This is a genomic window from Nonomuraea sp. NPDC049607 (genome assembly GCF_040675375.1).
Lineage (GTDB): Bacteria > Actinomycetota > Actinomycetes > Streptosporangiales > Streptosporangiaceae > Nonomuraea.
In genome coordinates, this window is the sequence record NZ_JBFAOV010000038.1 from 14665 (window position 1) to 37992 (window position 23328).

At 69.8% G+C, this 23328-nt stretch carries 19 protein-coding genes; 14 read left to right on the forward strand and 5 right to left on the reverse strand.

Annotated features, from left to right (window positions below; genetic code table 11):
- The first annotated feature begins 10 nt into the window (after positions 1–10).
- The 7 genes from AB0J97_RS42930 (at position 11) to AB0J97_RS42960 (ending at position 7055) form a co-directional block, all read left to right on the forward strand.
- Positions 11–499, forward strand: a complete 489-nt coding sequence (locus AB0J97_RS42930; RefSeq protein WP_364100571.1) for a hypothetical protein — start codon at positions 11–13, stop codon at positions 497–499.
- 156 nt (positions 500–655) lie between these two features.
- Complete coding sequence (locus tag AB0J97_RS42935) at positions 656–2371, forward strand: ABC transporter substrate-binding protein (protein WP_364100574.1); 1716 nt, start codon at positions 656–658, stop codon at positions 2369–2371.
- A complete protein-coding gene (locus AB0J97_RS42940; protein WP_364100577.1) occupies positions 2358–3287 on the forward strand; it encodes an ABC transporter permease in 930 nt (309 codons plus the stop codon). Before AB0J97_RS42935 ends, AB0J97_RS42940 begins: the two co-directional genes overlap by 14 nt.
- Positions 3284–4270 (forward strand): ABC transporter permease, encoded by a 987-nt coding sequence (locus AB0J97_RS42945; RefSeq protein ID WP_364100580.1) that lies wholly within the window; start codon positions 3284–3286, stop codon positions 4268–4270. Before AB0J97_RS42940 ends, AB0J97_RS42945 begins: the two co-directional genes overlap by 4 nt.
- A complete protein-coding gene (locus AB0J97_RS42950; RefSeq protein WP_364100583.1) occupies positions 4263–5297 on the forward strand; it encodes an ABC transporter ATP-binding protein in 1035 nt (344 codons plus the stop codon). Before AB0J97_RS42945 ends, AB0J97_RS42950 begins: the two co-directional genes overlap by 8 nt.
- Complete coding sequence (locus tag AB0J97_RS42955; RefSeq protein ID WP_357710159.1) at positions 5294–6082, forward strand: ATP-binding cassette domain-containing protein; 789 nt, start codon at positions 5294–5296, stop codon at positions 6080–6082. The genes AB0J97_RS42950 and AB0J97_RS42955 overlap by 4 nt, the downstream gene beginning before the upstream one ends.
- Before the next feature lie 124 nt (positions 6083–6206).
- Positions 6207–7055, forward strand: coding sequence for an alpha/beta fold hydrolase (locus tag AB0J97_RS42960; RefSeq protein WP_357710161.1), 849 nt, complete (start codon positions 6207–6209; stop codon positions 7053–7055).
- Here the strand turns inward: AB0J97_RS42960 and AB0J97_RS42965 are convergent.
- Together AB0J97_RS42965 and AB0J97_RS42970 are read right to left on the reverse strand one after the other, a co-directional pair.
- Positions 7042–8004, reverse strand: coding sequence for a LysR family transcriptional regulator (locus AB0J97_RS42965; protein ID WP_357710164.1), 963 nt, complete (start codon positions 8002–8004; stop codon positions 7042–7044). The genes AB0J97_RS42960 and AB0J97_RS42965 overlap by 14 nt on opposite strands.
- A 282-nt stretch (positions 8005–8286) precedes the next feature.
- Positions 8287–9846 (reverse strand): PHP domain-containing protein, encoded by a 1560-nt coding sequence (locus AB0J97_RS42970; protein ID WP_364100588.1) that lies wholly within the window; start codon positions 9844–9846, stop codon positions 8287–8289.
- Positions 9847–10222: 376 nt separating this feature from the next.
- Here AB0J97_RS42970 and AB0J97_RS42975 point away from each other — a divergent pair, with 376 nt between their 5' ends.
- Positions 10223–10468 (forward strand): hypothetical protein, encoded by a 246-nt coding sequence (locus AB0J97_RS42975; RefSeq protein ID WP_364100591.1) that lies wholly within the window; start codon positions 10223–10225, stop codon positions 10466–10468.
- Between the two features lie 306 nt (positions 10469–10774).
- Here AB0J97_RS42975 and AB0J97_RS42980 read toward each other — a convergent pair whose 3' ends face one another.
- Positions 10775–11797 (reverse strand): glycerophosphodiester phosphodiesterase family protein, encoded by a 1023-nt coding sequence (locus tag AB0J97_RS42980; RefSeq protein WP_364100594.1) that lies wholly within the window; start codon positions 11795–11797, stop codon positions 10775–10777.
- Between the two features lie 551 nt (positions 11798–12348).
- Positions 12349–13242, reverse strand: a complete 894-nt coding sequence (locus tag AB0J97_RS42985) for a LysR substrate-binding domain-containing protein (RefSeq protein WP_364100597.1) — start codon at positions 13240–13242, stop codon at positions 12349–12351.
- Positions 13243–13340: 98 nt separating this feature from the next.
- Here AB0J97_RS42985 and AB0J97_RS42990 point away from each other — a divergent pair, with 98 nt between their 5' ends.
- The 4 genes from AB0J97_RS42990 to AB0J97_RS43005 are packed head-to-tail and all read left to right on the forward strand — an operon-like array spanning position 13341 to position 17273.
- Positions 13341–14519 carry an acyl-CoA dehydrogenase family protein gene (locus tag AB0J97_RS42990; RefSeq protein WP_364100600.1) on the forward strand — a complete coding sequence of 393 codons (1179 nt, stop codon included), beginning with the start codon at positions 13341–13343 and terminating at the stop codon, positions 14517–14519.
- Complete coding sequence (locus tag AB0J97_RS42995; protein WP_364100603.1) at positions 14516–15694, forward strand: CaiB/BaiF CoA-transferase family protein; 1179 nt, start codon at positions 14516–14518, stop codon at positions 15692–15694. The genes AB0J97_RS42990 and AB0J97_RS42995 overlap by 4 nt, the downstream gene beginning before the upstream one ends.
- Positions 15691–16422 carry an enoyl-CoA hydratase/isomerase family protein gene (locus tag AB0J97_RS43000; protein WP_364100606.1) on the forward strand — a complete coding sequence of 244 codons (732 nt, stop codon included), beginning with the start codon at positions 15691–15693 and terminating at the stop codon, positions 16420–16422. Before AB0J97_RS42995 ends, AB0J97_RS43000 begins: the two co-directional genes overlap by 4 nt.
- A gap of 11 nt (positions 16423–16433) precedes the next feature.
- Entirely contained in the window at positions 16434–17273 is an 840-nt protein-coding gene (locus AB0J97_RS43005) for a 3-hydroxyacyl-CoA dehydrogenase family protein (RefSeq protein WP_364100763.1), read from the forward strand.
- A gap of 205 nt (positions 17274–17478) precedes the next feature.
- Here AB0J97_RS43005 and AB0J97_RS43010 read toward each other — a convergent pair whose 3' ends face one another.
- Positions 17479–18432, reverse strand: coding sequence for a LysR family transcriptional regulator (locus tag AB0J97_RS43010; RefSeq protein WP_364100609.1), 954 nt, complete (start codon positions 18430–18432; stop codon positions 17479–17481).
- Positions 18433–18538: 106 nt separating this feature from the next.
- Here AB0J97_RS43010 and dnaE point away from each other — a divergent pair, with 106 nt between their 5' ends.
- A complete protein-coding gene (gene dnaE / locus AB0J97_RS43015) occupies positions 18539–22081 on the forward strand; it encodes a DNA polymerase III subunit alpha (RefSeq protein WP_364100766.1) in 3543 nt (1180 codons plus the stop codon).
- Between the two features lie 71 nt (positions 22082–22152).
- On the forward strand, positions 22153–23277 hold the full coding sequence (locus tag AB0J97_RS43020; RefSeq protein WP_357708116.1) for an FAD-dependent oxidoreductase: 1125 nt from the start codon (positions 22153–22155) through the stop codon (positions 23275–23277).
- Positions 23278–23328: the final 51 nt, after the last annotated feature.

A 23328-nucleotide genomic window follows, 5' to 3' on the forward strand; every position in this document is an offset into this window, starting at 1 on the left:
GCTACGGACAATGGCCATCAGGCCCACCTGGATCGACACCTCCCCATGCAGCGCCCGGATCCTGGTCGTGGAGACCACCCTCACCGTCCGGCCGATCTTCCCGGCGGCGTCGTCCGCTTCTGCAACGCGGTCAGGATCTTGGCACGACCAGATGGCGAGCTTCACGGCTGTCACCACCGAGCGCGTCACCACCGAGCGCGTCACCGCCGGTGGCGCCACCGCGCCGGACGTGGATCCGGCCGCCCTGGGCGCGGCGCTGACCTGGCTCGGGGAGCGCCTCCACTATCTCGCCACCCTCGACGTGGCCCCCTTCAACGATGAGGACACCCTCGTCGGGGTCCTCACCCACATCTGGATGACCTCCCTCTACGGCGAGCCGGAAGCCCAGGCGCCGAGATTCGGAGTGCTCACTGGCCCGGCGACCGGCGAGCCCCCATGCCGGGTCCCGTGGGTGTGCGCCGCGGTCTTCCGGCCGCCGGGGTTGCCGGACTATCATTGACGCCGCGCGCGCGGATCCCCGCGATCTTTCAGAAAATCTGAAAGATCCGGTGCAGAACTCCTCGATGGACGCGTGCTCTCGCTCGCCAACAGACTCCCTTCCTGAGATCCACAGCGGACCCGACCGATCGGGGCCGCTTCACAGGAAGCGCGATCTATGGCGAATCGATCCCGGAGAGTGGTGCCCGCAGGGCTCGCCCTCGTCCTGGCCCTCGTGACGGCGGGCTGCAACGCGAACTCGCAGTCCACCTCGCAGTCCACAGAGCCGACGACGGGCAAGAACGCGGCGCCGCTGGAGTCCGTGCCCAAGGGCGGGACCCTGCACTACCTCTCGCGGCGCGCTACCGAGTCCTTCGAGACCGCCAACGCGCAGATGGTGCCGACCAGCCGGCTGCGGTGGGTGCACCGCGGGCTGACGTCGTGGCGGACCCTCCCCGACAAGGACACGGTCCTCGTCCCGGACCTCGCCACCGACACCGGTACGACGGACGACGGCGGCAAGACGTGGACCTTCACGTTGAAGGAGGGCTTGAAGTTCTCCGACGGCAGCCCCATCACCGCCCAGGACGTGAAGTACGGCATCGAGCGGTCGTTCGCGCCGATGTTCCAGGGTGGCCTCGGCTACCACAAGACGCTGCTGGTCGGCGGCACCGACTACGACGGCCCGTACGACGGCAAGGAGCTCGACTCCATCGAGGTCGCCGGTGACCACAAGATTGTCTTCCGGCTGAAGCGTCCGTTCGGCAACTGGCCGTGGATCGTCAGCATGCCGGCCTTCGCGCCGGTGCCGGCCGCCGCCGACACCAAGCCGGAGACATACGGCGAGCACCCGGTCGCCAGCGGCCCGTACCAGGTGACGAGCTTCCGCAAGGGGGCGCAGGCGGTGCTGGACCGCAACCCGAACTGGACGGCCGACAGCGACCAGGTACGGTTCGCCGGCCCGGACAAGATCGTCCTTGACATGGGCCTGAACAACGACACGATCGTGCAGCGCCTCATCGACGACAAGGGCGAGGACCAGACCGCGATCAGCAACGCGCTCATCTCGCCGTCGCAGTTCCAGCGGATCCAGTCCGACCCGTCGATCTCCGACCGCATGGCCAACAGCCCCTCGGGCTACTTCCGCTACCTCGCCATGAACGTCAAGCGCCCGGGCCTGTCCGACGTCCGCGTACGGCAGGCGATCAACTACGCGGTCAACAAGGCCGAGGTGCAGAGCGTGTACGGCGGCCCGAAGTTCGGCGGCCAGATCGCCTCGACCATCATGACGCCCGGCATCCCCGGCTACACCGAGTACAACCTGTACGACGGCGGTGACACCGGCGACGTCGGCAAGGCGAAGGAACTGCTCGCCGCCGCCGGCGTCTCCGACCTGAAGCTCACGCTGACCTATCCGACCGACGTGAGCGCGATCGAGGAGAAGGAAGCCCAGAGCATCAAGAACTCGCTGGCGCGGGTCGGCGTCAAGGTCGAGCTCAAGGGCCTGGACGCCAACACCTGGTCCGAGCTCATCTCGTCCGCCGACGGCGACTACGACATGACGACGAACGGCTGGGGAGCGGACTTCCCGAGCGGCATGAGCACCATCCAGCCGCTGTTCGCGTCGAGCGAGATCGGCAACGGCGGCGGAAACGCCTCGAAGTTCTCCGACCCCAAGGTGGACGCCGCGATCGACGCCGCGATCGCGGAGCCGGACCTCGACAAGGCCGCCAAGATGTGGGCCGCGATCGACAGGCAGATCATGGAGGACGCCCCGGTCGTGCCGATCCTCGTGCAGCGCACGCAGGCCCTGGCCGGCTCGAAGATCATGAACTACTTCATCCCCGCCTACCCGCCGTTCGCGAACGAGTTGGTCGTCGGTGTCGATCGCTGAGATCCAGCAGGCGGAGGGCCGGGGCACCTCGGTCCTCGGCCGCTTCCTCCGGAAGCGGTCCGGCGTCGCCGGCCTGGTCATGCTGGTCGTGCCGCTCGTCGCGGGGCTCTGTGCCCCGCTGCTCGTGTGGATGGAGGGGCAGGACCCGAACACCCTGCACACCGACGTGCTCGACCCGGACGGCGGCCGTCCGCTGGGCGCCTTCGGTGGCGTCAGCGCCGACCACTGGCTCGGTGTCGTCCCGGTGACGGGTGTCGACCTGTTCGCCCAGATCGTCTACGGCATCCGCTCGTCGCTGTTCATCGCCTTCGGGGCGAGCATCCTGTCGATCGCCTTCGCCGCCGTCCTCGGTACGGCGATCGGGTACTTCGGCGGCTGGCTCAACGCCGTCGCGGGGCGGGTGATCGACTTCATGTTCGGCTTCCCGGGCCTGATGTTCGTCATCGCGATCATGGCGATCGTGCCGCCGGAGATGCCGCGGGGCCTGGTCCTCGTGCTGGTGCTGGCCTTCTTCGGCTGGACCGTCCCGGCCCGGATCATCGGCGCCCAGGCCGGCGCCGTCAACGCCCGCGCCTTCGTCGAGGCGGCGCGCGCGAGCGGGGCCGCGCCCTGGCAGATCATCCGCAGGGAGATGATGCCGCACCTCTTCGGCCTGGTCGTCGTCCTGTTCGCGATGTCACTGCCCGGCAACGTCAGCGTGGTCGCGGGACTGTCGTTCCTCGGCGTCGGCCTGCGTGGCGACGTTCCCGACCTCGGCAAACTGCTTTCGGACTCGCTGCCGTGGATCTACAGCGGCGCGGACGTCTGGTACATGCTCTTCCCGGGCGCCGTGGTGTTCCTGATCGTTTTCGGCGCCACGCTCGCCGGTGACGCGCTGCGCGACGTCCTCGACGTGCGCATGGAGGATGCTGCATGATCGTCTACATTGCCCGCCGCATGGCCACCGCGGTGTTCATGCTCCTCGCGATCGCCTTCGTGACGATAGCCCTGTTCTTCGGGGCCTCGAAGGACCCGGCCCGCGCCATGTGCGGCAAGCCGTGCCCGCCCGAGACCCGGGCCAAGGTCAGCGCCTACATGCAGACCGACCAGAGCCCGGTGTGGCAGTACGCCGAGTTCGTGAAGGGCCTCTTCGCCGGTCGTACGTACGGCGAGGGCACCCAGCAGGTCCACTGCCAGGCGCCCTGCTTCGGCTACTCGTTCCCGAACCGCAGCGACGTCACGACGCTCATCGCCGAGCGGCTGCCCGTCACGTTGTCGCTCGCGTTGGGCGCGGCCGTCCTGTGCCTCGTCGTGGGCATCGGCCTCGGCGCGTTGTCGGCGATACGCAAGGGCGGGATCGTCGACCGGTTCTCGATCGGTTTCGCGATGTTCGGGTTGTCGGTCCCGACCTTCCTCGTCGGTCTGCTCGTCGTCCAGGTCTTCGGCTTCATGCTCAACGCGCTGCCGTACTCCGGCTTCGTGCCGTTCTCGGAGTCACCGGCGGATTGGGCCTGGCACCTGATCGGCCCGTGGATGGTGCTGTCGTTCATCCTCGCCGCCGGCTACATCCGGGTCACCCGCACCCAGCTGCTCAACGAACTCTCGGCCGACCACCTCGTCGCGATGACCGCGCGTGGCGCGTCGGCCCGGCGGGTGAACCGGCACGCCGTCCGCGGCGTGATGGTGCCGGTCGTGGCGATGTTCGCGCTCGACGTCACCGCGCTCCTGGGCGGCTCGGTGATCGCGGAGAAGGTGTTCAGCCTGCACGGGCTCGGCGACCTGCTGTTGTCCGGCGTGAACGAGTCCGACCTGAGCATCGTCGTCGGGGTGACGCTCTTCTCCGCCTTCCTCATCATCGTCGGCAATCTGATCGCCGACCTGCTGATGCCGCTTCTCGACCCGAGGATCCGCCGTGCCTGACCCCGTACTCCAGGTCGAGGACCTGTGCGTCTCGTTCACCGGCGGCGGCGTCACCGCCGATGTCGTGCGGGACCTCTCCGTGAGGCTGGACGGCGGCCGCACGCTCGCCGTGGTCGGCGAGTCGGGGTCGGGCAAGACGATCACCGGCCGGGCGATCATGCGGCTCCTGCCGCGCGGGGCGAGCGCCCGGGGCCGGATCGTCGTCGCCGGGCGGGAGATGCTCTCCGCCGACGAGCGCGAGCTGCGCCGGGCCCGCGGCTCCGACGTGGCCATGGTGTTCCAGGACTCGATGTCCGCGCTCAGCCCGTACCTCGACATCGGCGCGCACATCGCCCAGGCGGTCCGCCTGCACGACCCGTCGGTCACCCGTCGCGCCGCGCGGGCCCGTGCGGTCGAGATGCTCGACCGGGTCGGCATCCCCGAGCCCGCGGAGGCCGTACGCCGCTTCCCGCACGAGTTCTCGGGCGGCATGCGGCAACGCGCGGTGATCGCGATGGCCCTGGTGAACCGGCCGGCGCTGCTCATCGCCGACGAGCCGACCACCGCGCTCGACGTGACGGTGCAGGCGCAGATCCTGGCCCTGCTCCGCGGGCTCCAGCAGGAGTACGGCATGGCGATGCTCCTGATCACCCACGACTTCGGGGTGGTGGCGAGCGCGGCGGACGACGTCCTCGTGCTGTACGCCGGCCGCCAGGCCGAGTACGGCAGCCTCCGCGACATCTTCGATCAGCCCGCCCACCCGTACACCGCCGGTCTCCGTGCGGCCACGCCGCGGCTGGACGCCCGGCTCGACATCGGCGGGGAGCGGACGCGGCTGCGCGCCATCCCCGGCACGCCCACGTCGCTGCGCGACGCCGGACCGGGTTGCGCCTTCGCGCCGCGCTGCGGCTTCGCCGACCAGGTCGGCGCACGCTGTGTCGCGGAGGTACCGCTGCCCACCGTCCGCCCGGCCGGCGAGGGCGGCGGCGTGCACCTCGCGGCCTGCCACCTCGACCGTCTCCCCGAACCGCAGGAGGTCGCCCGGTGAGCGAGCCGATCCTGGAGATGACCGACGTCAGCAAGCGGTACCGCACCGCCGGTGGCTTCGGCCGAGGCCGCAAGGGCTTCCTCGCCGTGGACGGCGTCTCGCTCCATGTCGAGCGGGGCGAGGCGCTCGGCCTGGTCGGCGAGTCCGGCTCGGGCAAGTCCACGCTGGCGCGGATGGCCAACGGCCTGGTGGTGCCGACGTCCGGCACCGTCCGTACGGACGGGCAGGACGTCGCCCGCCTCGGCCGGCGAGGACTACGGCGGCTGCGGCGCAACGTCGCCATGGTCTTCCAGGACCCGCTGGCGTCGCTGAACCCGCTGCAGACCGTGCGGCAGACGCTGGAGAACGTCTTCCGCGCGCACGGCGAGACGACGTCGACCGCCGAACTGGTCGCGCTGCTGGAGTCGGTCGGCCTCGGCGCCGACTACCTGGGGCGCTACCCGCACGAGGCGTCCGGCGGGCAGCTCCAGCGCGTCGCCGTGGCACGCGCGCTCGCCCTCAAGCCGGATCTGATCATCGCGGACGAGCCGACCTCGGCGCTCGACGTGTCAGTGCGTGCCCAGATCCTCAACCTGCTGGCCGACCTGCAGCGCGACCAGGGGATCTCGTTCCTCCACGTCAGCCACGACCTGGCGGTGATCCGGCTCTACAGCGACCGTGTCGCCGTCATGCAGCGCGGCCGCATCGTCGAGACCGGCTCGTCCGACGAGATCTTCCGCTCCCCGCGGCACCCCTGCACACGCGCGCTGGTCGAGGCGACACCGGAGGCTGAGCTGCTGACCTGACCTGACCGGCGGGAGCGTTGCGCGACGCCGAAGAGGCGTGCCACGATCACGACCATGATCCATTGAACGACAACCGTCGTGAGCCGGCCGGGGGCCGGTGCGACAGAGCAGTGAATGAGGACACGTGGGAACAGACCTGTTCGTCCGAGAGTATGGGCGGGACGCAGCAGATGCGCCTGCCATTCTCATCCTCCACGGCGCCGTGGAGTCCGGCGCGTGCTACGGCGACGCCGTCGACCGCTGGGGCGGCGACTACCACATCGTGGCACCGGACGCGCGGGGCCACGGGAAGTCGCCCGGCCGCCTGCCCGAGCACGAGGGCGTTCCGTCCACCGACGTGATGGTGCAGGACGCGATCGACATCCTCAAGGACATGCTCGACGAGACCGGGCGCAGGACGCTCGTCGTCGGACACTCCATGGGCGCGCGGATCGCCGCCTTCGTCGCCGCCGACGCCCCGCACCTCGTGGCCGGCGTGGTGCTGGAGGACCCGCCGTGGTGGGTGCCGGAGGCCGGTCCCAACCCGTGGCTCAGCGTCGAGCAGACCACCAAGGACCCCTTCGACTACGCCGGCACGGCGTCGGTCGAGGAACTGATGGACATGCAGCGCGAGCTCAAGCCCCACTGGGCGGAGCAGGAACTGCGCCCGCTCGCCGAGGCGATGAAGGCCGTCGACATCGACTACATGCAGCAGCGGGTCCACGAGAAGCGCCGGATCTGGACGCCGACCGCGCGGCAGATCACGGTCGGCCCGGCCGGCGTACCGGCGCTGCTCGTCACCGGCACCGGCGACGTCATCGTCGACAAGCACTCCCGTGAGCGCCTCACGGCCGTCGCGCCCGGCTTCGACGTCGTCGTGATCGAGGGCGCACACCACTGCGTGCGCCGCGACAAGCCGGAGGAGTACCACCGGCACGTCGACGCCTTCCTCCGCGAGAACGCGCCGCCGGCCGGAGCCGTCACTCGACGCTGAAGGTGTCGGACCGCGCGAGCGGGCCGTAGACCTCCGAGTCCGGCTCGGACACAGCGGCCCGCATCGCCTCCAGCCCCGCGCGTACGACGGGGTGGCCCTGGTTGTCGCGCCGCGTCGTCATGATCACCTTGCGCAGCGGCGCGATGCCGCGTGTCGGCAGGATCGTCACCCAGTCGGCGTCGCGGGCGTAGAGCGCGGACTCCGGCGCCAGGCAGATCCCCGCCTCGGCGGCGACCAGCGCCAGCGCGGCGCGGTAGTCGTCCGAGACGTGGGTGATCGGCGGGTGGAAGCCGAGCTCCGCGCACGCCTGCAGCACCATCGTGCGGCACGGATTACCGGGCGAGGGCATGATCCAGCCCTCCTCGGTGAGCTGGGTGAGCCCGATGCCCTCCTCGCCGGCCAGCGGGTGCGCCTGGGGGAGGACGACCTTGAACCGCTCGATGTAGAGCGGGAACTTCACGATGTCGGGGGAGTCGCGCTCGGGGTCGGACTCGTACTCCATGCTGACGGTCACGTCGATGTCGCCCCGCATCAGCATCCGGTGGCTCATGTGTGCCTCCGCGTCGACGACGGTGACGTCGACACCCGGGGCCTGACGGCGCAGCTCGACGATGGCGGGTGCCACCAACCAGCTGATCGCCGTGGGGAAGGCGCCGATCCGGAGCTGACCGAGGACACCGCCCGCGTGCGCGGCCAGGTCAGCCTCGGCGATCTTCAGTCGTGAGCTGATCTCCTCGGCGTGCCCGGCGAGGATGCGCCCGGCCGGCGTGAGCACCAGCTTGCGCCCCGAGCGTATGACGAGCGCGTGACCGACCTCGCGCTCGAGCGCCGCGAGCTGCTGCGACACCGCGGACGGCGTCAGGTGCAGCGCCGCCGCGGTCGCGGTGACAGAGTCGGACAGCACGAAGGCACGGAGGATGAGGAGACGTCGGGGGTCGATCGTGGGCACGCGCGCTCCGTGGCGGGTCGGCCGGGCGTCCGTCGCAGTGGGGCATCCGCGAGGCGGGACCGGGGGACCCCGATGCTAGCGGGCCCTTCCGGACGCGGGCGCTCCGGCACGGGGTACGCCGCCTGCTCACGGTGGCGACGCGGCTCGTAGGCGCCGGGTGCGATGCCGGTGAAGGCGTGTTCCGGGCGCGCGAGACAGGTGCCGTTGTCGCTCTGGTCGCACGGCGAATCCCCGTCCCACCCGAAACCATGTTTCGAGTGGGGCGGGTGTCGTCGAATCGTTCTATGTCAGTTCCACGAAGGTGGGATTGGTGTAGCACCAGAGGTCGTGCCAGGGGTTCTCATTGCGGCCTGTGTCCGCCGCCGGCTCCATCCCGCCGGGAGCGCTGCGCCTGCCGTCGGTGCCACGCAGCCGGAAGTAGAACGGCTCGCGCACGTCGCGGAACTTGTAGTGGAACTGGGCGACCCGGCCCCTGCCCTTCGGCATGAACGACTCGACCACACTCACGTCCGGGGCGGTGAAGACGTCGGGGTCGGCGGCCGGCCCGGTGATCGCACCGCGGATCAGATCCAGGCGGGCGAGCCGGGGGATCTCTTCATTGGCGTTGGGACGGCCGGCGAGATCGACGGAAATGGTGATGGTGACGTCGTCGCCGCGCCGCACCGACAGCCGTCCGCCGAACGTGGCCGGGGCGTTGCCGGGGGCGTGCGCGTCGACGTGCAGCCCGTCGATGAGGCCGCCCATCGACACCCAGGATCGCCCAGCCTTGATCGCCTCCATGACCGCGCCATAGCTGCGTGAGGTCGCCCCTACAACCGTGCGGCTGAACTGACCGGGCCAGAAGTCGGCGTGCCGCAGCGGGACGCCGCCGTCGATGGGATCGGGGTATCTACCGTGCTGGTCGTACCAGTCAGAAGGCCGGGAGGGCTCGACGATCGTGTCACCGTTGTAGAAGTGGCCGTCGGAGTTGGCAGTGATCCACCAGCCCTTGCCCTCGGCGAGCATCGAGTCCCACATGCCGCCCAGGATTCCGGTCATGGAGTCGAATCCGCCGTACGTCGGGTAGTGTTCCGGCCGCCAGCCGGCCCAGGAGTCGGCGTCGGCGGTGTTGTTGAAGTCGCCGCGGGCCCTGGGCTCGTTCTGGGCGCCCGGCGCGCCCTCCATGCCGACTGCGATGTTCGGCGCCTTGTCGCGATAGGTGCGCAGGTCACGCGGGGAGTACCTGCCACGCCGCATCACGTGGTTGATCAGGAACAGCGCGGAACTCGCCGAACCCGTGCGCAGCGCGGTCTCGAGCCAGGCGAGCGCCTCCAGCGCCTTGGCCTCGTTCGCCGGGCTGCCGGCGCCGGTGCCGTTGATCCTGGAGTCGAAGAGCCGCTCGAACGCGCGCAGCAGTTGGATCTCATCGCGAGCACCGTCGAAGAACACCGTGGCGTGCTCGCCTCCAGGAACGTTCCATTCGAGCCCTTGCCACAACAGCAGCTCAGGGTGCTTGGCCCGGGAGGTGACGATGTCGGCATAAGTGGACTCGACCGCGAACTTCTCGTGCGCGGCGTGCCCGTGGTCGGTGATGACCAGCCAGTCCAGGCCGTGCTTGAGAGCGCCCGCAGCCTGCTGCTCAATGGTGTACATGCCGTCGTAGCTGTACTGCGTATGAACGTGATGGTCGCCGGCCAGCCAGTGGAGCGCGCGGGAGCCTCTGCTGGTTGCGGCGGCGGGACGCGTGGTCAGCCCTCCCAGAGCGGTGACGCCGAGACTGCTGATGCCGAGCAGCCCACTGTTCAGCAGAAAGCGGCGCCGACCGAGGTCGGCGGGCGACAGTTCGGTCTCTGAGACGGACAAGTCGGCGAACGCAGCCGTTCCTTCCGGTGCGCTGTGGGAGTGTGCATGGGTGCGGCACATGGGACATACCTCTCATCTGGAATACCTGGTGCGTCGTTCTCGGGTGGCCCATGAGCTTGCGCACGAAGTGGGGCGGAGCAGGTGAACCTGCGGCCCTTCGTCACGCTCGCAGAGGAGCGTGACGGCATGCATGGGGAGGAAGCGAATGCTGGGCGACTTCTCGCCGAACGGCGGAAGGCTCCGGCGAGCCGTCTGTGGCGCATGTGACCGTCGGCCTGCTGGTACGGCAATGGGGAGGTCAGTCTGTCCGACATCCGTGCCTGATCGCGGTGATATTCGCATGACGGTCTGCGCAGTGATCCGATAGAGAGGATCCATGTCGATTCGTGTGCGCCTTGACGACCTGTGCCAGGAGACCTGGGAAGCGGTGGCCGAGCTCAGGGTGGCTGACGACCAGGCTGATCTCATCGCGTCGAACCTGTACTCGATGGCGGAGGGTCGGTCCTTGCCGGGCTTCGTGACCCGTGCGGTGATGCACGATGAGCGCGCCGTGGGCTCGCAGCACCGGTACGTCGAACGCGTCTCCGCTCCTGGGCGCTGGACGGCGTGTTCGAGCAGCTGATGCAGGCGATGATCGCCAAGGCCGCAGCTCGGGGACAGGCCGACCTCGACCCGCCCCACGCCCTCGCCGGCCGACCGGAGAATTCTCAGATCAACGCCGGCTCTCCAAGGGAAGAGGGTCCTACCGCTACGACAGCGACTCTCCTACCTCCTGAAACTACTGCGAAATCGACGCCGCGGCGGGACATTCGGAGAGTGAGGGTGCGGCCGGCGGGGGTTCTCCACGCCGGCCGCGGACCGGCACGACGGCCCGACAAAGCCTCGGGCGAGCCACGTGCTTGAGAGACCGCTGAAGGGCGGCCGACGGTTACTTGGCGTAGGGCTTGGGCAGGCGCATGCCGCGCTCGGCCATGATCTGCCGGACCCGGTCCGGGTAGTCGGTGATGATGCCGTCGATGCCCATGTCGATGAGGGCCGCGATGGTGGCCGGGTCGTCGCACGTCCACGGGATGACCTTCAGGCCGCGCTCGTGCGCGTCCGACACCATCTTCTCGGTGACGTAGAAGCGGAAGGCGGGATCGCTGATCGTGCCGTTCTGGGGAAAGCCGTACACCGGGGACAGGGCGGTGACACCCGGGATGCTGGCGGCGGCGCTGACGAAGTCGCCGCCGAAGTCGTCGGCGTCGATCCCGCCGAGCCAGGGGGAAGCGCCCGGCTTGCCGACCTGGAGGAAGTCGTAGTTGGTCAGGGCCACCAGCGGCCATTCCGGCGCGAGCCGGTGCATCTCCGTCAACGCGCCCCAGTCGAAGGACTGGATGGTGATCTGGTCCTCGATGCCCGAGGCGCGGATCTCCTCGAACACGCGGCGGACGAACAGCTCGCGCGGCGCGGTCTGCTGCGGCGCGCCGGCTTCGACCTTGGTCTCGATGTTCAGCTTGACCTGCTTGGCCCGGCGAGCCCTGACGAGGTTCAGCACGTCCTTGAGCTCGACCATCCGGAAGCCGTCGACCACCTCCTGTTCGGGGAAGCCGGGCAGCTGCCGGTACCCGCAGTTCATGGTCTTGATCTGGGCCAGGGTCAGGTCCTTGATGAACTTGCCGACGTAGGGGAACATCGGGTCCCCAGGGGTGAGGGGCGCGGTGTCCTGGCACTTCTGGGCGCTGATCTGCCGGTCGTGGTTGACCACCACCTTCAGGTCCTTGGTCACATGGGTGTCCAGCTCAAGGGTGCTGACCCCGAGGCGCAGGGCCTTGGTGAACCCCTCAAGTGACTCCTCGGTCGTCATGCCGAGGCCGCCGCGGTGGGCTTGCAAGTCGAAGTGGGTCTTTTGGGGCAGCACGCCGGGGCCGCCGGTCGTCGAGGCGTGGGCGGCGGCCGGAGCGGCGAGCACGGAAACGAAGGCCAGACTTGCCAGGGCATGGCGACAATGCACGGGATGTTCCGCTCTGAAAGGTGTGAAATGACCTTGGCGAGGCTAGAGGCCCGTCCGCCCTTCGCTGCGGCGACGGCATGATGAGGTCATGAACGTTCGCAGAACGCCCAGGAACGCCGGTTTCCTCTCAAAGGCCGCGAGTACGGCGGGTGGGCACGCGCCGAGGACGTTACCTTGATCAACTGTTTGTGTCGGGCACGATCGCGGGAGACGGTCTTCGCGCACCCCGTTCACTCTGTGGCCGCCATCGCCGGCCACTGACCGGAGCTCCTGCCCGGTGACCCTCTGGCCGTCCCGGCCCCGTCGATGCGGTGCTGCCGGCCGCCGGCTACCGGCCGAACCTGCCCCATCTCAACGACCTCGGCGCACTAGCCGTCATCGACCCCGTACAAGGTCGACGAGGACAAGATCTTCGAGGCCGGTCTGGAGATGATCATTGAGGGGATCGCGTTGAAGCCGCACGGACCAGGAGAACGGCCCATCCGTGACGGACCAGGCGCATCGCGTGGCTATGCGGAACCGTCCTCAAGCTCGAAGAGCTCGGTCAGTACGCCGCGCAGCGCCGGTCGGCCGTCGTCACGCCGCCAGGCCGCGCGCAGGTCGACGTCGTGCGGCGCGTCGAGCGGGACGAACACCACGTGCGGGTCGGTCACGTTCCGTGCCACCGAGGCCAGGGTCAGGTGGCAGCCCACCTCCGCGCTGACCAGCGCCAGCGCGGTCTGGGTGTCGGGAGCGACCTGCGCGATGTCGGCAACGAAACCGGCGGCGTGGGCGAGCCGCCGCAACCGGTCGGGCAGCACGGCTCCGTCGTGCGGCGGCAGCGAGACGAAGGGCTCCCCGGCGAGCTGCCCGGCCTCCAGCCGGTCGGCGCCGGCGAGCCGATGGGTGGCGGGGAGCGCGACGACCAGCGAGTCCGGCATCACCACCCGTGCGGCGACATCGGCGGGGATCACGTCCCATCGGCCGAAGGCGATGTCGGTCTCACCCTGGACCAGCTTGCGCATCGCCGGCTGCGCGAAGTTCTGGCTCGACAGCTCCAGTTCGATGCCGGGCCGCCGTGAGCGTACCGCTCGTGCCAGTCGCGCCACGAGCGGGTGGGTCGACACACCGGCGAACGCGATCCGGACCAGCCCGACCTCGCCGTCACCGGCGGAACGCGCCGCCTCCTGCGCGCGCCGCAGAGCCGTCAGGACGTCCTTGGCCGGCCCCAGAAGCGCATGCCCGCTCGCGGTGAGGCTGACCGATCGGGTGTTGCGATCGAACAGCCGCGTCCCCAGTTCCCGCTCCAGCTGCTTGATCGTGCGGCTCAACGGCGGCTGCGCGACGTGCAGTCGTTCGGCGGCGCGGCCGAAATGCAGCTCCTCGGCCACGGCCAGGAAGCACCGCAGCTGCTGCAGCTCCACCTCCGGCTCCTTCCCGCCGCGATTTTTGCGCTCAAGGTATCAGAGCAGGACTCATCAAGTATTGGACTGGTCTCAATCGGTGGGGAACGGTAGTCCGTATGTACACCGGCAATCCCGACGTGCCCGACGACGTCTTCGCGGACGTCCTCTCCCAGATCAAGGACTTCGTACGCGCCCGTGTCATGCCGCGCGAGCTGGAGATCATGAACACCGACGCCGTCCCCGCCGACCTGCGCGAGCAGGCCGCGCGGATGGGATTGTTCGGGTACGCGATCCCGCAGGACTGGGGCGGGCTCGGTCTCGACCTCGTCCAGGACGTCGAGGTCGCCATGGCGCTGGGATACACATCGCTGTCGCTGCGGTCGATGTTCGGCACGAACAACGGCATCGCCGGACAGGTCCTGGTCGGCTTCGGCGCCGCCGAGCAGCAGGCCCGATGGCTGCCCGGCATCGCCTCCGGCGAGATCGTCGCCTCTTTCGCGCTCACCGAGCCCGGCGCCGGCTCCAACCCGGCCGGTCTGCGGACCACCGCCACGCCGGACGGCGAAGGCTGGGTCATCGACGGAGACAAGCGGTTCATCACCAACGCCACCGAGGCCGGCCTGTTCGTGGTGTTCGCCCGCACCCGGCCGGCGTCGGACTCCGGTACGGGCGTCGCGGTGTTCCTCGTGCCCGCCGACGCGCCGGGCATCCAGGTCGGCGCGAAGGACGCCAAGATGGGGCAGGAGGGCTCGCGTACGGCGGACGTCACCTTCTCGCAGGTCCGCGTAGGCCCGGACGCGCTGGTCGGCGGGGACGAGGAAGCCGGGTACAAGGCGGCGATGACGTCGCTGGCCCGGGGCCGGATCCACATGGCGGGCCTGGCCGTCGGCGCCGCGCAGCGGGCACTGGACGAATCGGTCGCCTACGCGGCCACCGCGACCCAGGGCGGCACGCCGATCGGGGACTTCCAGCTCGTACAGGCCATGATCGCCGACCAGCAGACCGGCGTCCTTGCCGGCCGCGCCCTCGCCCGCGAGGCCGCGCGGCTGTACGTGACCGGCGAGGACCGCCGGATCGCACCCTCGGCCGCGAAGCTGTTCTGCACCGAGATGGCGGGCAAGGCCGCCGACCTGGCGGTCCAGATCCACGGCGGCAGCGGCTACATGCGCGACGTCGCGGTCGAGCGCATCTACCGCGACGTCCGGCTGATGCGCCTGTACGAGGGCACCAGCGAGATCCAGCGCCTCATCATCGGCGGCGGCCTCGTACGCGCCGAGAGAAGGAAGCGGTCATGACCCGCCCACTCGACGGCTTCACCGTCGTCGCCATCGAGCACGCCGTCGCCGCACCGCTGGCCACCCGCAACCTCGCCGACCTCGGCGCGCGCGTGATCAAGGTCGAACGCGTCGACGGCGGCGACTTCGCCCGCCGCTACGACCACGCCGTACACGGCACCGGCGCGCACTTCGTCTGGCTCAACCGCGGCAAGGAGTCGATCGCCGTCGACCTCAAGACCCCCGAGGGACGCGACGTGGTCCGGCGGCTCGTCGCGAAGGCCGACGTCTTCCTGCAGAACCTCGCCCCTGGAGCCGTGGAGCGCCTCGGCCTCGGCGACCTCCGCTCCCGGCGGCCCGAGCTCGTCGTGGTGAACCTGTCCGGGTTCGGTACGGGCGGGCCGATGGAACAGCGCAAGGCGTACGACATGCTGATCCAGGCCGAGGCCGGGCTCATCGCGATCACCGGCACGCCGGAGACCCCGGTGAAGACCGGCATCCCGACCGCCGACATCGCCAGTGGCATGTACTGCGCGCAGGCCGTGCTCGCGGCGCTGCTACGCCGCGCACGCACCGGCGAGGGCGCGACGATCGAAGTCTCGATGTTCGAAGCCACCGTCGAGTGGATGGGCTACGCCCTCTACACCCAGATGTACTCCGGGACACAGCCGGAGCGGATGGGGCTGAGCCACAGCTCGATCGCCCCGTACGACGCGTTCCCCACCCGCGACGGCCAGATGCTGATCGGCGTCCAGAACGACGCCGGCTGGCGAACCCTCGTCACCTCCGTCCTGGACGCCCCCGAGCTCGCCGACGACCCGCGTTTCGCCACGAACGTCCTGCGGGTGCGCAACCGCGCCGAGTGCGACGCCGCGATCGCGGCCCGCACGTCCTGCCGGCCCACGGCCGAGTTGGACGCCCGGCTCGCCGCGGCCGGCATCCCCGCCGCCCAGCTCAAGGACGTCGACCAGGTCGTCGATCACCCCCAGCTGCGCGCCCGCGACCGCTGGCGCACGATCGGCACGGAGCACGCCCAGGTGGACGCCCTCCTGCCGCCGGTGACGTTCACCGATGTCGAAGCGCGTATGGGCGACGTCCCCGCACTCGGCCGGCACACCCGCGCGTTGCTCGAAGAACTCGGCCTGGACCCCGACGACCTCATCGCCCGCGGCATCGCGGCGCAGGGCCACGCATGAACGCCCTCGCCGTCGACGAACGCGACGACCGCGTCGTCGTCACGCTGAACCGTCCGGCCGCCCGCAACGCGATCAACGCGGCGATGGTCGAGGAACTGCACGCCGTCTGCGCCCTGCTCGAACGCCGGCCCCGGCTCCTGCTGCTCACCGGCGCGGGTGGCGTGTTCGCCGCCGGCGCCGACATCGCCGAACTACGCGCCCGCGGCCGGGAAGAAGCCCTGCAAGGCATCAACAGCAGGCTCTTCGACCGCATCGCCCGGCTTCCGATGCCCACCGTCGCCGCGGTGGACGGCTACGCGATCGGCGGCGGCGCCGAGCTCGCCTACGCCTGCGACCTCAGGCTGGCCACCCCGGCCACCGTGTTCGCCAATCCCGAACCCGGCCTGGGCATCCTCGCCGGAGCCGGCGCCTGCTGGCGGCTGGCCGAACTGGTCGGCACCTCCGTCGCCAAACAGGTCCTGCTGGCCGGCCGACGACTGGACGCCGAAGCCTGCCTCGCGTTCGGCCTCGTCACCGAGGTCGTCCCGACCGGCGAGCTGCTCCATGCCGCGCATCGGCTGCTGGACCGGATGACCGGGTGGTCGCCCGCGGCGCTGCGGCTGACCAAGCTGGTCCTCGACGCCCCCGGCGCACACCCGTTGGCGGACGACCTGGCCCAGGCCGTCCTGTTCGAGACCGAGGACAAACACCACCGCATGACAGAGTTCCTGGAACGGAGACGAACGTGACGACAGCGCGAATGCCCACGACGGTCGGCGTGATCGGCGGTGGCCGGATGGGCGCCGGAATCGCACAGGTCTTCGCCGTCGCGGGTGCCACCGTGTGCGTGGTGGAGAGCGGCGACGTCACGGCGACACGTCTGCGCCTGGCCGACGGCCTGGCCAAGGCGGCCGAGCGGGGGAAGCTCCCCCATGCTCCGGAGCTCGTACTGGAGCGGGTGCGCGTCGTCGACGACGTCGCCGGGTTGCCGCCGTCCGCCGAGCTGGTCGTCGAAGCCGTGCCGGAAGAGCCGGCGCTCAAGGTGGACGTCCTGGCTCGCGCGGAGAGAGCGGTCGGCGATCAGACGGTGCTGGCCAGCAACACCAGCTCGTTGTCCATCGCCGAACTCGGCGCCGCTCTCCAGCGCCCGGCCCGCTTCCTCGGGACGCACTTCTTCAATCCCGTCCCGGCCTCCAGGCTGGTCGAGGTCGTCACCGCGCCCGAGACGGCCGCCGACGTCGTCGAGCGCGTCCGTGCCTGGGTGCGCGGCCTGGACAAGACCGACGTCGTCGTACGGGACTCGCCGGGCTTCGCCACGAGCCGCCTCGGCGTCCTGCTGGGCCTCGAAGCGATCCGCATGCTCGAAGAAGGCGTCGCCGACGCCGAAGCGATCGACAACGCGATGGAACTCGGCTACCGCCACCCGATGGGGCCGCTGCGGTCGACCGACCTGGTCGGGCTCGACGTGCGCCTCGCGATCGCCGAATACCTGCACGCCAAGCTCGGGGACCGGTTCGCGCCCCCGCAACTGCTGCGCGACAAGGTCGCCGACGGACAGTTGGGACGCAAGACCGGCCAAGGCTTTCACCACTGGGATTGAGGTCAGACGGCAGCGGCGGCGTCCTGGCCAGGGCCGTCCGATGCGGTGCCGTGGCCGACCAGCCCCGCCGACGACATCGAGGGCCGCACCATCCCGCCCGACGCGGGCCCGCCGGCGTGCGAGCCTGTGCCGAGCGAGGTCGAGGGGATCGTGCTCCCGGAGCACACCGACAGTGCCGGTGATCACAGCGTCCTGACGGACCGGGCTAAGCACCGGTGCCGACGAAGTCGGCGCGATCGGCGAGGGGCAGCCATTGGCGTCCCGGGTCGAACGGGCGGAACCGGTCCTTGACGAAGCGGACGAGCGGCGTCAGCAACGGGTGATCGTTCTGCCGTCGGCGGAGCAGTGAACAGGGGTAGACGGGGATCGGGTCAACCACCGGGATCTGCACGGTGCGCGCATGGCTGGGCAGATGGCACCACTCCCCGACGAGCCCGGCGCGCTCACCCGATGCGATCTCCTCGACGTAGTACTCCCAGCCGAAGTCGGGGCCCGAGGCGTCGATGTGGACGCCGAACTCGGCGCCGAAGAGGTTCCAGAAGTCGGCCCACTCGCTGCCGGCGGCGTTGCCCGGCATCCACATGGTCATCCCCGCGAGCTGCGCCGTCTCCACCTGCGGCAGCGCTGCCAGGGGATGGTCGCGGCCCACCAGCAGGTGCGCCTGCTCCAGGTAGGCGGGTGTGGACACCAGTTCGTCGCCCAGCGGCCCGCAGGCCCGTGCGAAGGCCGCGTCCACGGATCCGTTCGCCAGCGCGGCGCGCGCGGAACGGAGCCCGTTGGAGGTGGTGATGTCGATCTCGGCGTCCGCGCTGACCCGGTGAAAGGCGCGGATCACGTCGATGGACGCCAGCCGGGTGTCCAGGACGTCGACGCGCAGTGTGCGGCGCCGGTTGCGCAGCAGCTCGGCTGCTTGGTCGGCAAGGCTGACGAGGGCGCGCGCGTGGTTGAGGAACGCCCGGCCGTCCTGGGTGGGCTCGGCCCCGACGCGCGTGCGGGACAGCAGCCGCACGCCGAGGCCGGCCTCCAGTTTCGCGATGCGCTTGGAGACGGCCTGCTGGCTGATGCCCAGCGTGGCGGCGGCCTCGCTGAAGTAGCGCTCGTCGGTGACGGCGACGAAGGCGCGGACCGCCGCGAGATCCAGATCAACTGGTGCAACCACCGATGGTTGTGGTGGGGCGGCGTGTCGGTTGTTGGACAACCCGGCTTCCTCTCGGGTCGAATGCAGGGTCTCTGCGGCAGCCTACAACCAGGGGGAGTGGATGAGGATGGGATCCTTCGTGCATCTCCACGTGCACACCGAGTACAGCATGCTCGACGGCGCGGCCAAGGTCGGCCTGCTGATGGAGGAGGTGACACGGCTCGGCATGCCCGCCGTGGCGATGAGCGACCACGGCAACGTGCACGGGGCGTACGAGTTCCATCAGAAGGCGCGCAAGACGGGGATCAAGCCGATCATCGGCATCGAGGCTTACGTCGCCCCCGCCTCCAGGCATCACCGCAAGCCGGTGTACTACAGCGGGGACCTCTCGTTGCGCCGCTCCGATGACGACACCGGCGAGGGCGGGGACGTCTCCGGGCGTGGTCTGTACACGCACATGACGATGTGGGCGGCCGGCTCTCAGGGCCTGCGTAACCTCTTCCGGCTGCAGTCCCGGGCCTGGATCGAAGGACACGTCCAGAAATATCCGCGCATGGACGATGAACTGCTCGCCGAGCACGGGCAGGGCATCATCGCCACGACCGGCTGCCCCTCCGGCGAGGTCCAGACCCGGCTCCGGCTCGGCCAGTACGACCGGGCTGTCGAGGCCGCCGCGCGCTACCGCGACATCTTCGGCCCGGACAACTACTTCCTGGAGCTGATGGACCACGGCCTCGCCATCGAGCGCCGGGTCCGCGACGACCTGCTGAGACTCGGCAAGGAGCTCGACCTGCCGCCGCTGGCCACCAACGACTCCCACTACGTCACGGAGAGCCAGGCCCAGGCTCACGACGCGTTGCTGTGCGTCGGCACCGGCAAACGGCTGGCCGACACCGACCGCTTCCGCTTCAGCGGCAGCGGCTACTACGTCAAGTCCGCCGCGGAGATGCGCGCGACGTGGGACGCCGAGGTGCCGGGCGCCTGCGACAACACGCTGCTGGTCGCCGAGCGGGTCGGCGACTACGAGGAGGTGTTCGCGCATCGGGACCTGACGCCGCGGTTCCCCGTACCTGAAGGGGAGAGCGAGTCGAGCTGGTTGCGCAAGGAGACCCTGGAGGGGGCGCGCCGCCGCTATGACGGCCGGCCGTCGCAGGAGGTGCTGGACCGGATCGACTACGAGCTGTCGGTCATCGACATGATGGGATTCCCCGGCTACTTCCTGGTGGTCGCCGACATCTGTCGGTACGCCCGCGAGCACGGCATCGGATTGGGCCCCGGCCGCGGCTCGGCCACCGGGTCGATGGTCGCCTATTGCACGGGCATCACCCAGCTGGACCCCATCGAACACAAACTGATCTTCGAACGCTTCCTCAACCCCGAACGCATCTCCATGCCGGACGTCGACCTCGACTTCGACGACCGCCGACGGGACGAGATGATCGACTACGTCACCCGCAAATACGGCGACGCCCGGGTCTGCCAGATCGTCACGTTCGGCACCATCAAGGCCAAAGCCGCCATCAAGGACTCCTGCCGGGTGCTGGGCCTGCCGTACGCCCTGGGCGACCGCATCACCAAGGCCTTCCCCGCGGCGGACGCAGGCAAGGAGATCCCGCTGGCCGCCATCCACGACACCGGCCATCCCCGCCACGGCGAGGCCGCCGAGCTGCGCCAGATGTACGAGCAGGACCCCGACGTCAAAAGGGTGATCGACGCCGCCACCGGCCTCGAGGGCCTCACCCGGGGAACCGGCATCCACGCCGCCGGCGTGATCCTCTCCAGCGAGCCGCTCATCGACGTGATCCCCCTGGTCAAGCCCAAGACGAACGGACCTGTCATCACCGGCTTCCCCTTCACCCAGGCCGAGGAGATGGGCCTGCTGAAGATGGACTTCCTGGGCCTGCGCAACCTCACCGTCATCGGCGACGCCATCGCGAACGTCCGCGCCAACAAGGGCATCGACCTCGACATCCTGGAGATCCCGCTCGACGACGCCGCGACGTACGAGCTGCTGGCGCGCGGCGACACGCTCGGCGTCTTCCAACTGGACAGCGGCGGCATGCGGGTGCTGCTGAAGCTGATGCAGCCGACCACCTTCACCGACATCGCCGCGGTGAACGCGCTGTACCGGCCAGGCCCGATGGAGATGAACGCCCACACCAACTACGCGCTGCGCAAAACCGGCAGGCAACCGGTCGAGCCGATCCACCCCGAGCTGGAGGAGGCGTTGGAACCCATCCTCGGCGACACCTACCACCTGGTGGTCTTCCAGGAGCAGGTGATGGCCATCGCCCAGCAGCTCGCCGGCTACTCCCTCGGCGCCGCCGACATGCTGCGCCGGGCCATGGGCAAGAAGAAGAAGGAGGTCCTGGACGCCGAATGGGACCGCTTCTCGGCCGGCATGCGCGGGCGGGGCTTCTCCGAGGAGGCCGTCAAGGCGGTGTGGGACGTCCTGGTCCCGTTCAGCGGCTACGGCTTCAACAAGTCGCACACCGCCGGCTACGGCATGGTCTCCTACTGGACCGCCTACCTCAAGGCCAACCACCCGTGCGAATACCTGGCCGCGCTGCTCACCTCCGTCGGCGACGACAAGGACAAGATGGCCGTCTACCTGGCCGACTGCCGCCGCACGGGCATCAAGGTGCTGCCCCCGGACGTCAACGCCAGCCGGCAGGACTTCGCCGCGGTCGTCGCCGACATCCGCTTCGGCCTGGGAGCCGTCCGCAACGTGGGAACGGGCGTGGTGGACGCGATCGTCACCGCCCGGGAGACCAAGGGGCCCTACACCGACTTCAACGACTTTCTCACCAAGGTCCCCGCCATCGTCTGCAACAAGCGCGTCATCGAGTCCCTGGCCAAGGCCGGCGCCTTCGACAGCCTCGGCCATCACCGCCAGGCCCTGGTGGCGGTGCACGAGCAGGCCGTCGACGCGGTCGTCGACCTCAAGCGCAACGAGGCCCACGGCCAGGACTCGCTGTTCGGCGAGCCCGGCCGGAGCAGCGCGTTCTCGACCGCGATCCCGCAGGGCGAATGGGACCGCGCCACCATGCTCGCCTTCGAACGCGAAATGCTCGGCCTGTACGTCAGCAGCCATCCGCTCGACGGAGCCGAACACGTCCTGGACGCCAACCGCGACACCACCATCGCCGAGCTGCAGTCCTCCGGGCGGCAGGACGCGCCCGTCCGCGTCAGCGGCATCGTCTCCGGTCTGCAGCGCAAGATCACCAAGCAGGGCAGCCCCTGGGCGATCGTCACCCTCGAAGACCACGACGCCGCCGTCGAGTGCCTCATCTTTCCCAAGACCTACACCCTGTACGGCGAAGCGCTCGCCGAGGACCGGGTGATCTCCGTGCGCGGACGAGTCAACGTCCGCGACGAGACGCTGAGCGTGTACGGCGAGGACATCAAGATCCTCGACGTCTCACACACGAACGCCGAGCCACCCGTGGTGCTCTCGATTCACGAGAGCCGCCTGAACTCACGCGTCGTCCTGGAGCTCAAGCACATCCTGTCCACCCATCCCGGCCGCGCGCCCGTCCACGTCCGCCTGCACCGCCAAGGAGCCAAAGGGCTGCTGCTGAACCTGCGGCCCTTCCAGGTCACCCCCGAGCCGGCCTTCTACAGCGAAGTCAAGGCGCTGCTCGGCCCCGGCGCCATTTGGCAGGACTGAATCAAGTGGTGCGGTAGGCCCCGGCATCGCATGGACGAGCGGAGGTCGTCCGTTCATGAGAGAATCGGACCGTGGAGCGGCCTGGATGTGTTGCTGTCATCGGGGTGGGCGTTCTCGGAGCCTGTGTGGGCTGGAGTTTGGCACGGCACGGCGTCAAGGTGGTCTTCCTCGACGCGGGCCGGCCGGGTGAAGGGGTCACCGACTGGTCGTTCTCGTGGGTCAACGCCAGTGCCAAGACCGCGAGCAGGCCCTACTTCGACCTGAACGTCGCGAGCATGGCGGCGTACCGCGAGCTTGCCGGGATCATCGGGCCTGACCCATGGTGGCACCCCGACGGCCACCTGCGCTGGGCGGACGACCCCGCGGCGGAGGCGAGCCTCCTGGAAACGGCCGGGCTGCTGGCCGGGTGGGGCTACCGGGCCGAGGTGCGTACGGGAGCCGAGGTACGCCGCCACCTCGAACCCGCGCTCACGGTGTCCGACGAGGTTCCGGTCGTGTTCTTTCCCGACGAGGCCTGGGTGCACGGACGCCATCTCGTCGGCCGCCTGGTCGGCCAGGCCGTCGCGTCCGGCGCCGAGCACCGGTTCGGCACCACGGTCCACGACGTCGGCACCGGCGCCGACGGCAGCGTACGGACCGTCGCCCTGTCCGACGGCAGCCGTCTCGACGTCGACGTCGTCGTGAACGCCGCGGGACCCGGCGCCGCCCACGTCGCCGGGCTCGTCGCGCGGCACCTGCCGATGCGCCGGGAGCCCGGCCTCGTCACCCGGATCGAGTGTGCTCAGGTGCCGATCCGCCGGACCATGCACGCGCCTCGCGTCGCGATCCGTCCTGACGGAGACGCTTCGGTGGTCCTCCACAGCCGCGAGGTCGACGCGCTCATCGACACCGGCGAAGATCCGGCGGCGCTCCAGCGGCTGCTCCACGAGTCGGCGCGGCACGTCGTTCCCGGGTTCGTGGACTCCCGCATCGTCGGGACACGGGTGGTCGACCGGCCCATCCCGGGCGATGGATACCCCTCGGTGGGAGCGGTGCCTTCCGTGCCGGGCTACTACGAGGCCGTCTCCCACAGCGGCATCACGCTCGGGCCGGTGATCGGCCGGCTGCTCGCGTCGGAGATCGTCAGTGGGAGGAGGGACGAGACGCTCGCCGACTTCCGCCCGGAACGGTTCTCCCATGACAACCCGGCAAGTTGACGGTACGACCTCTTCGGCATCGTGCCCGGCCTCACACTGCTGGACTGCTGC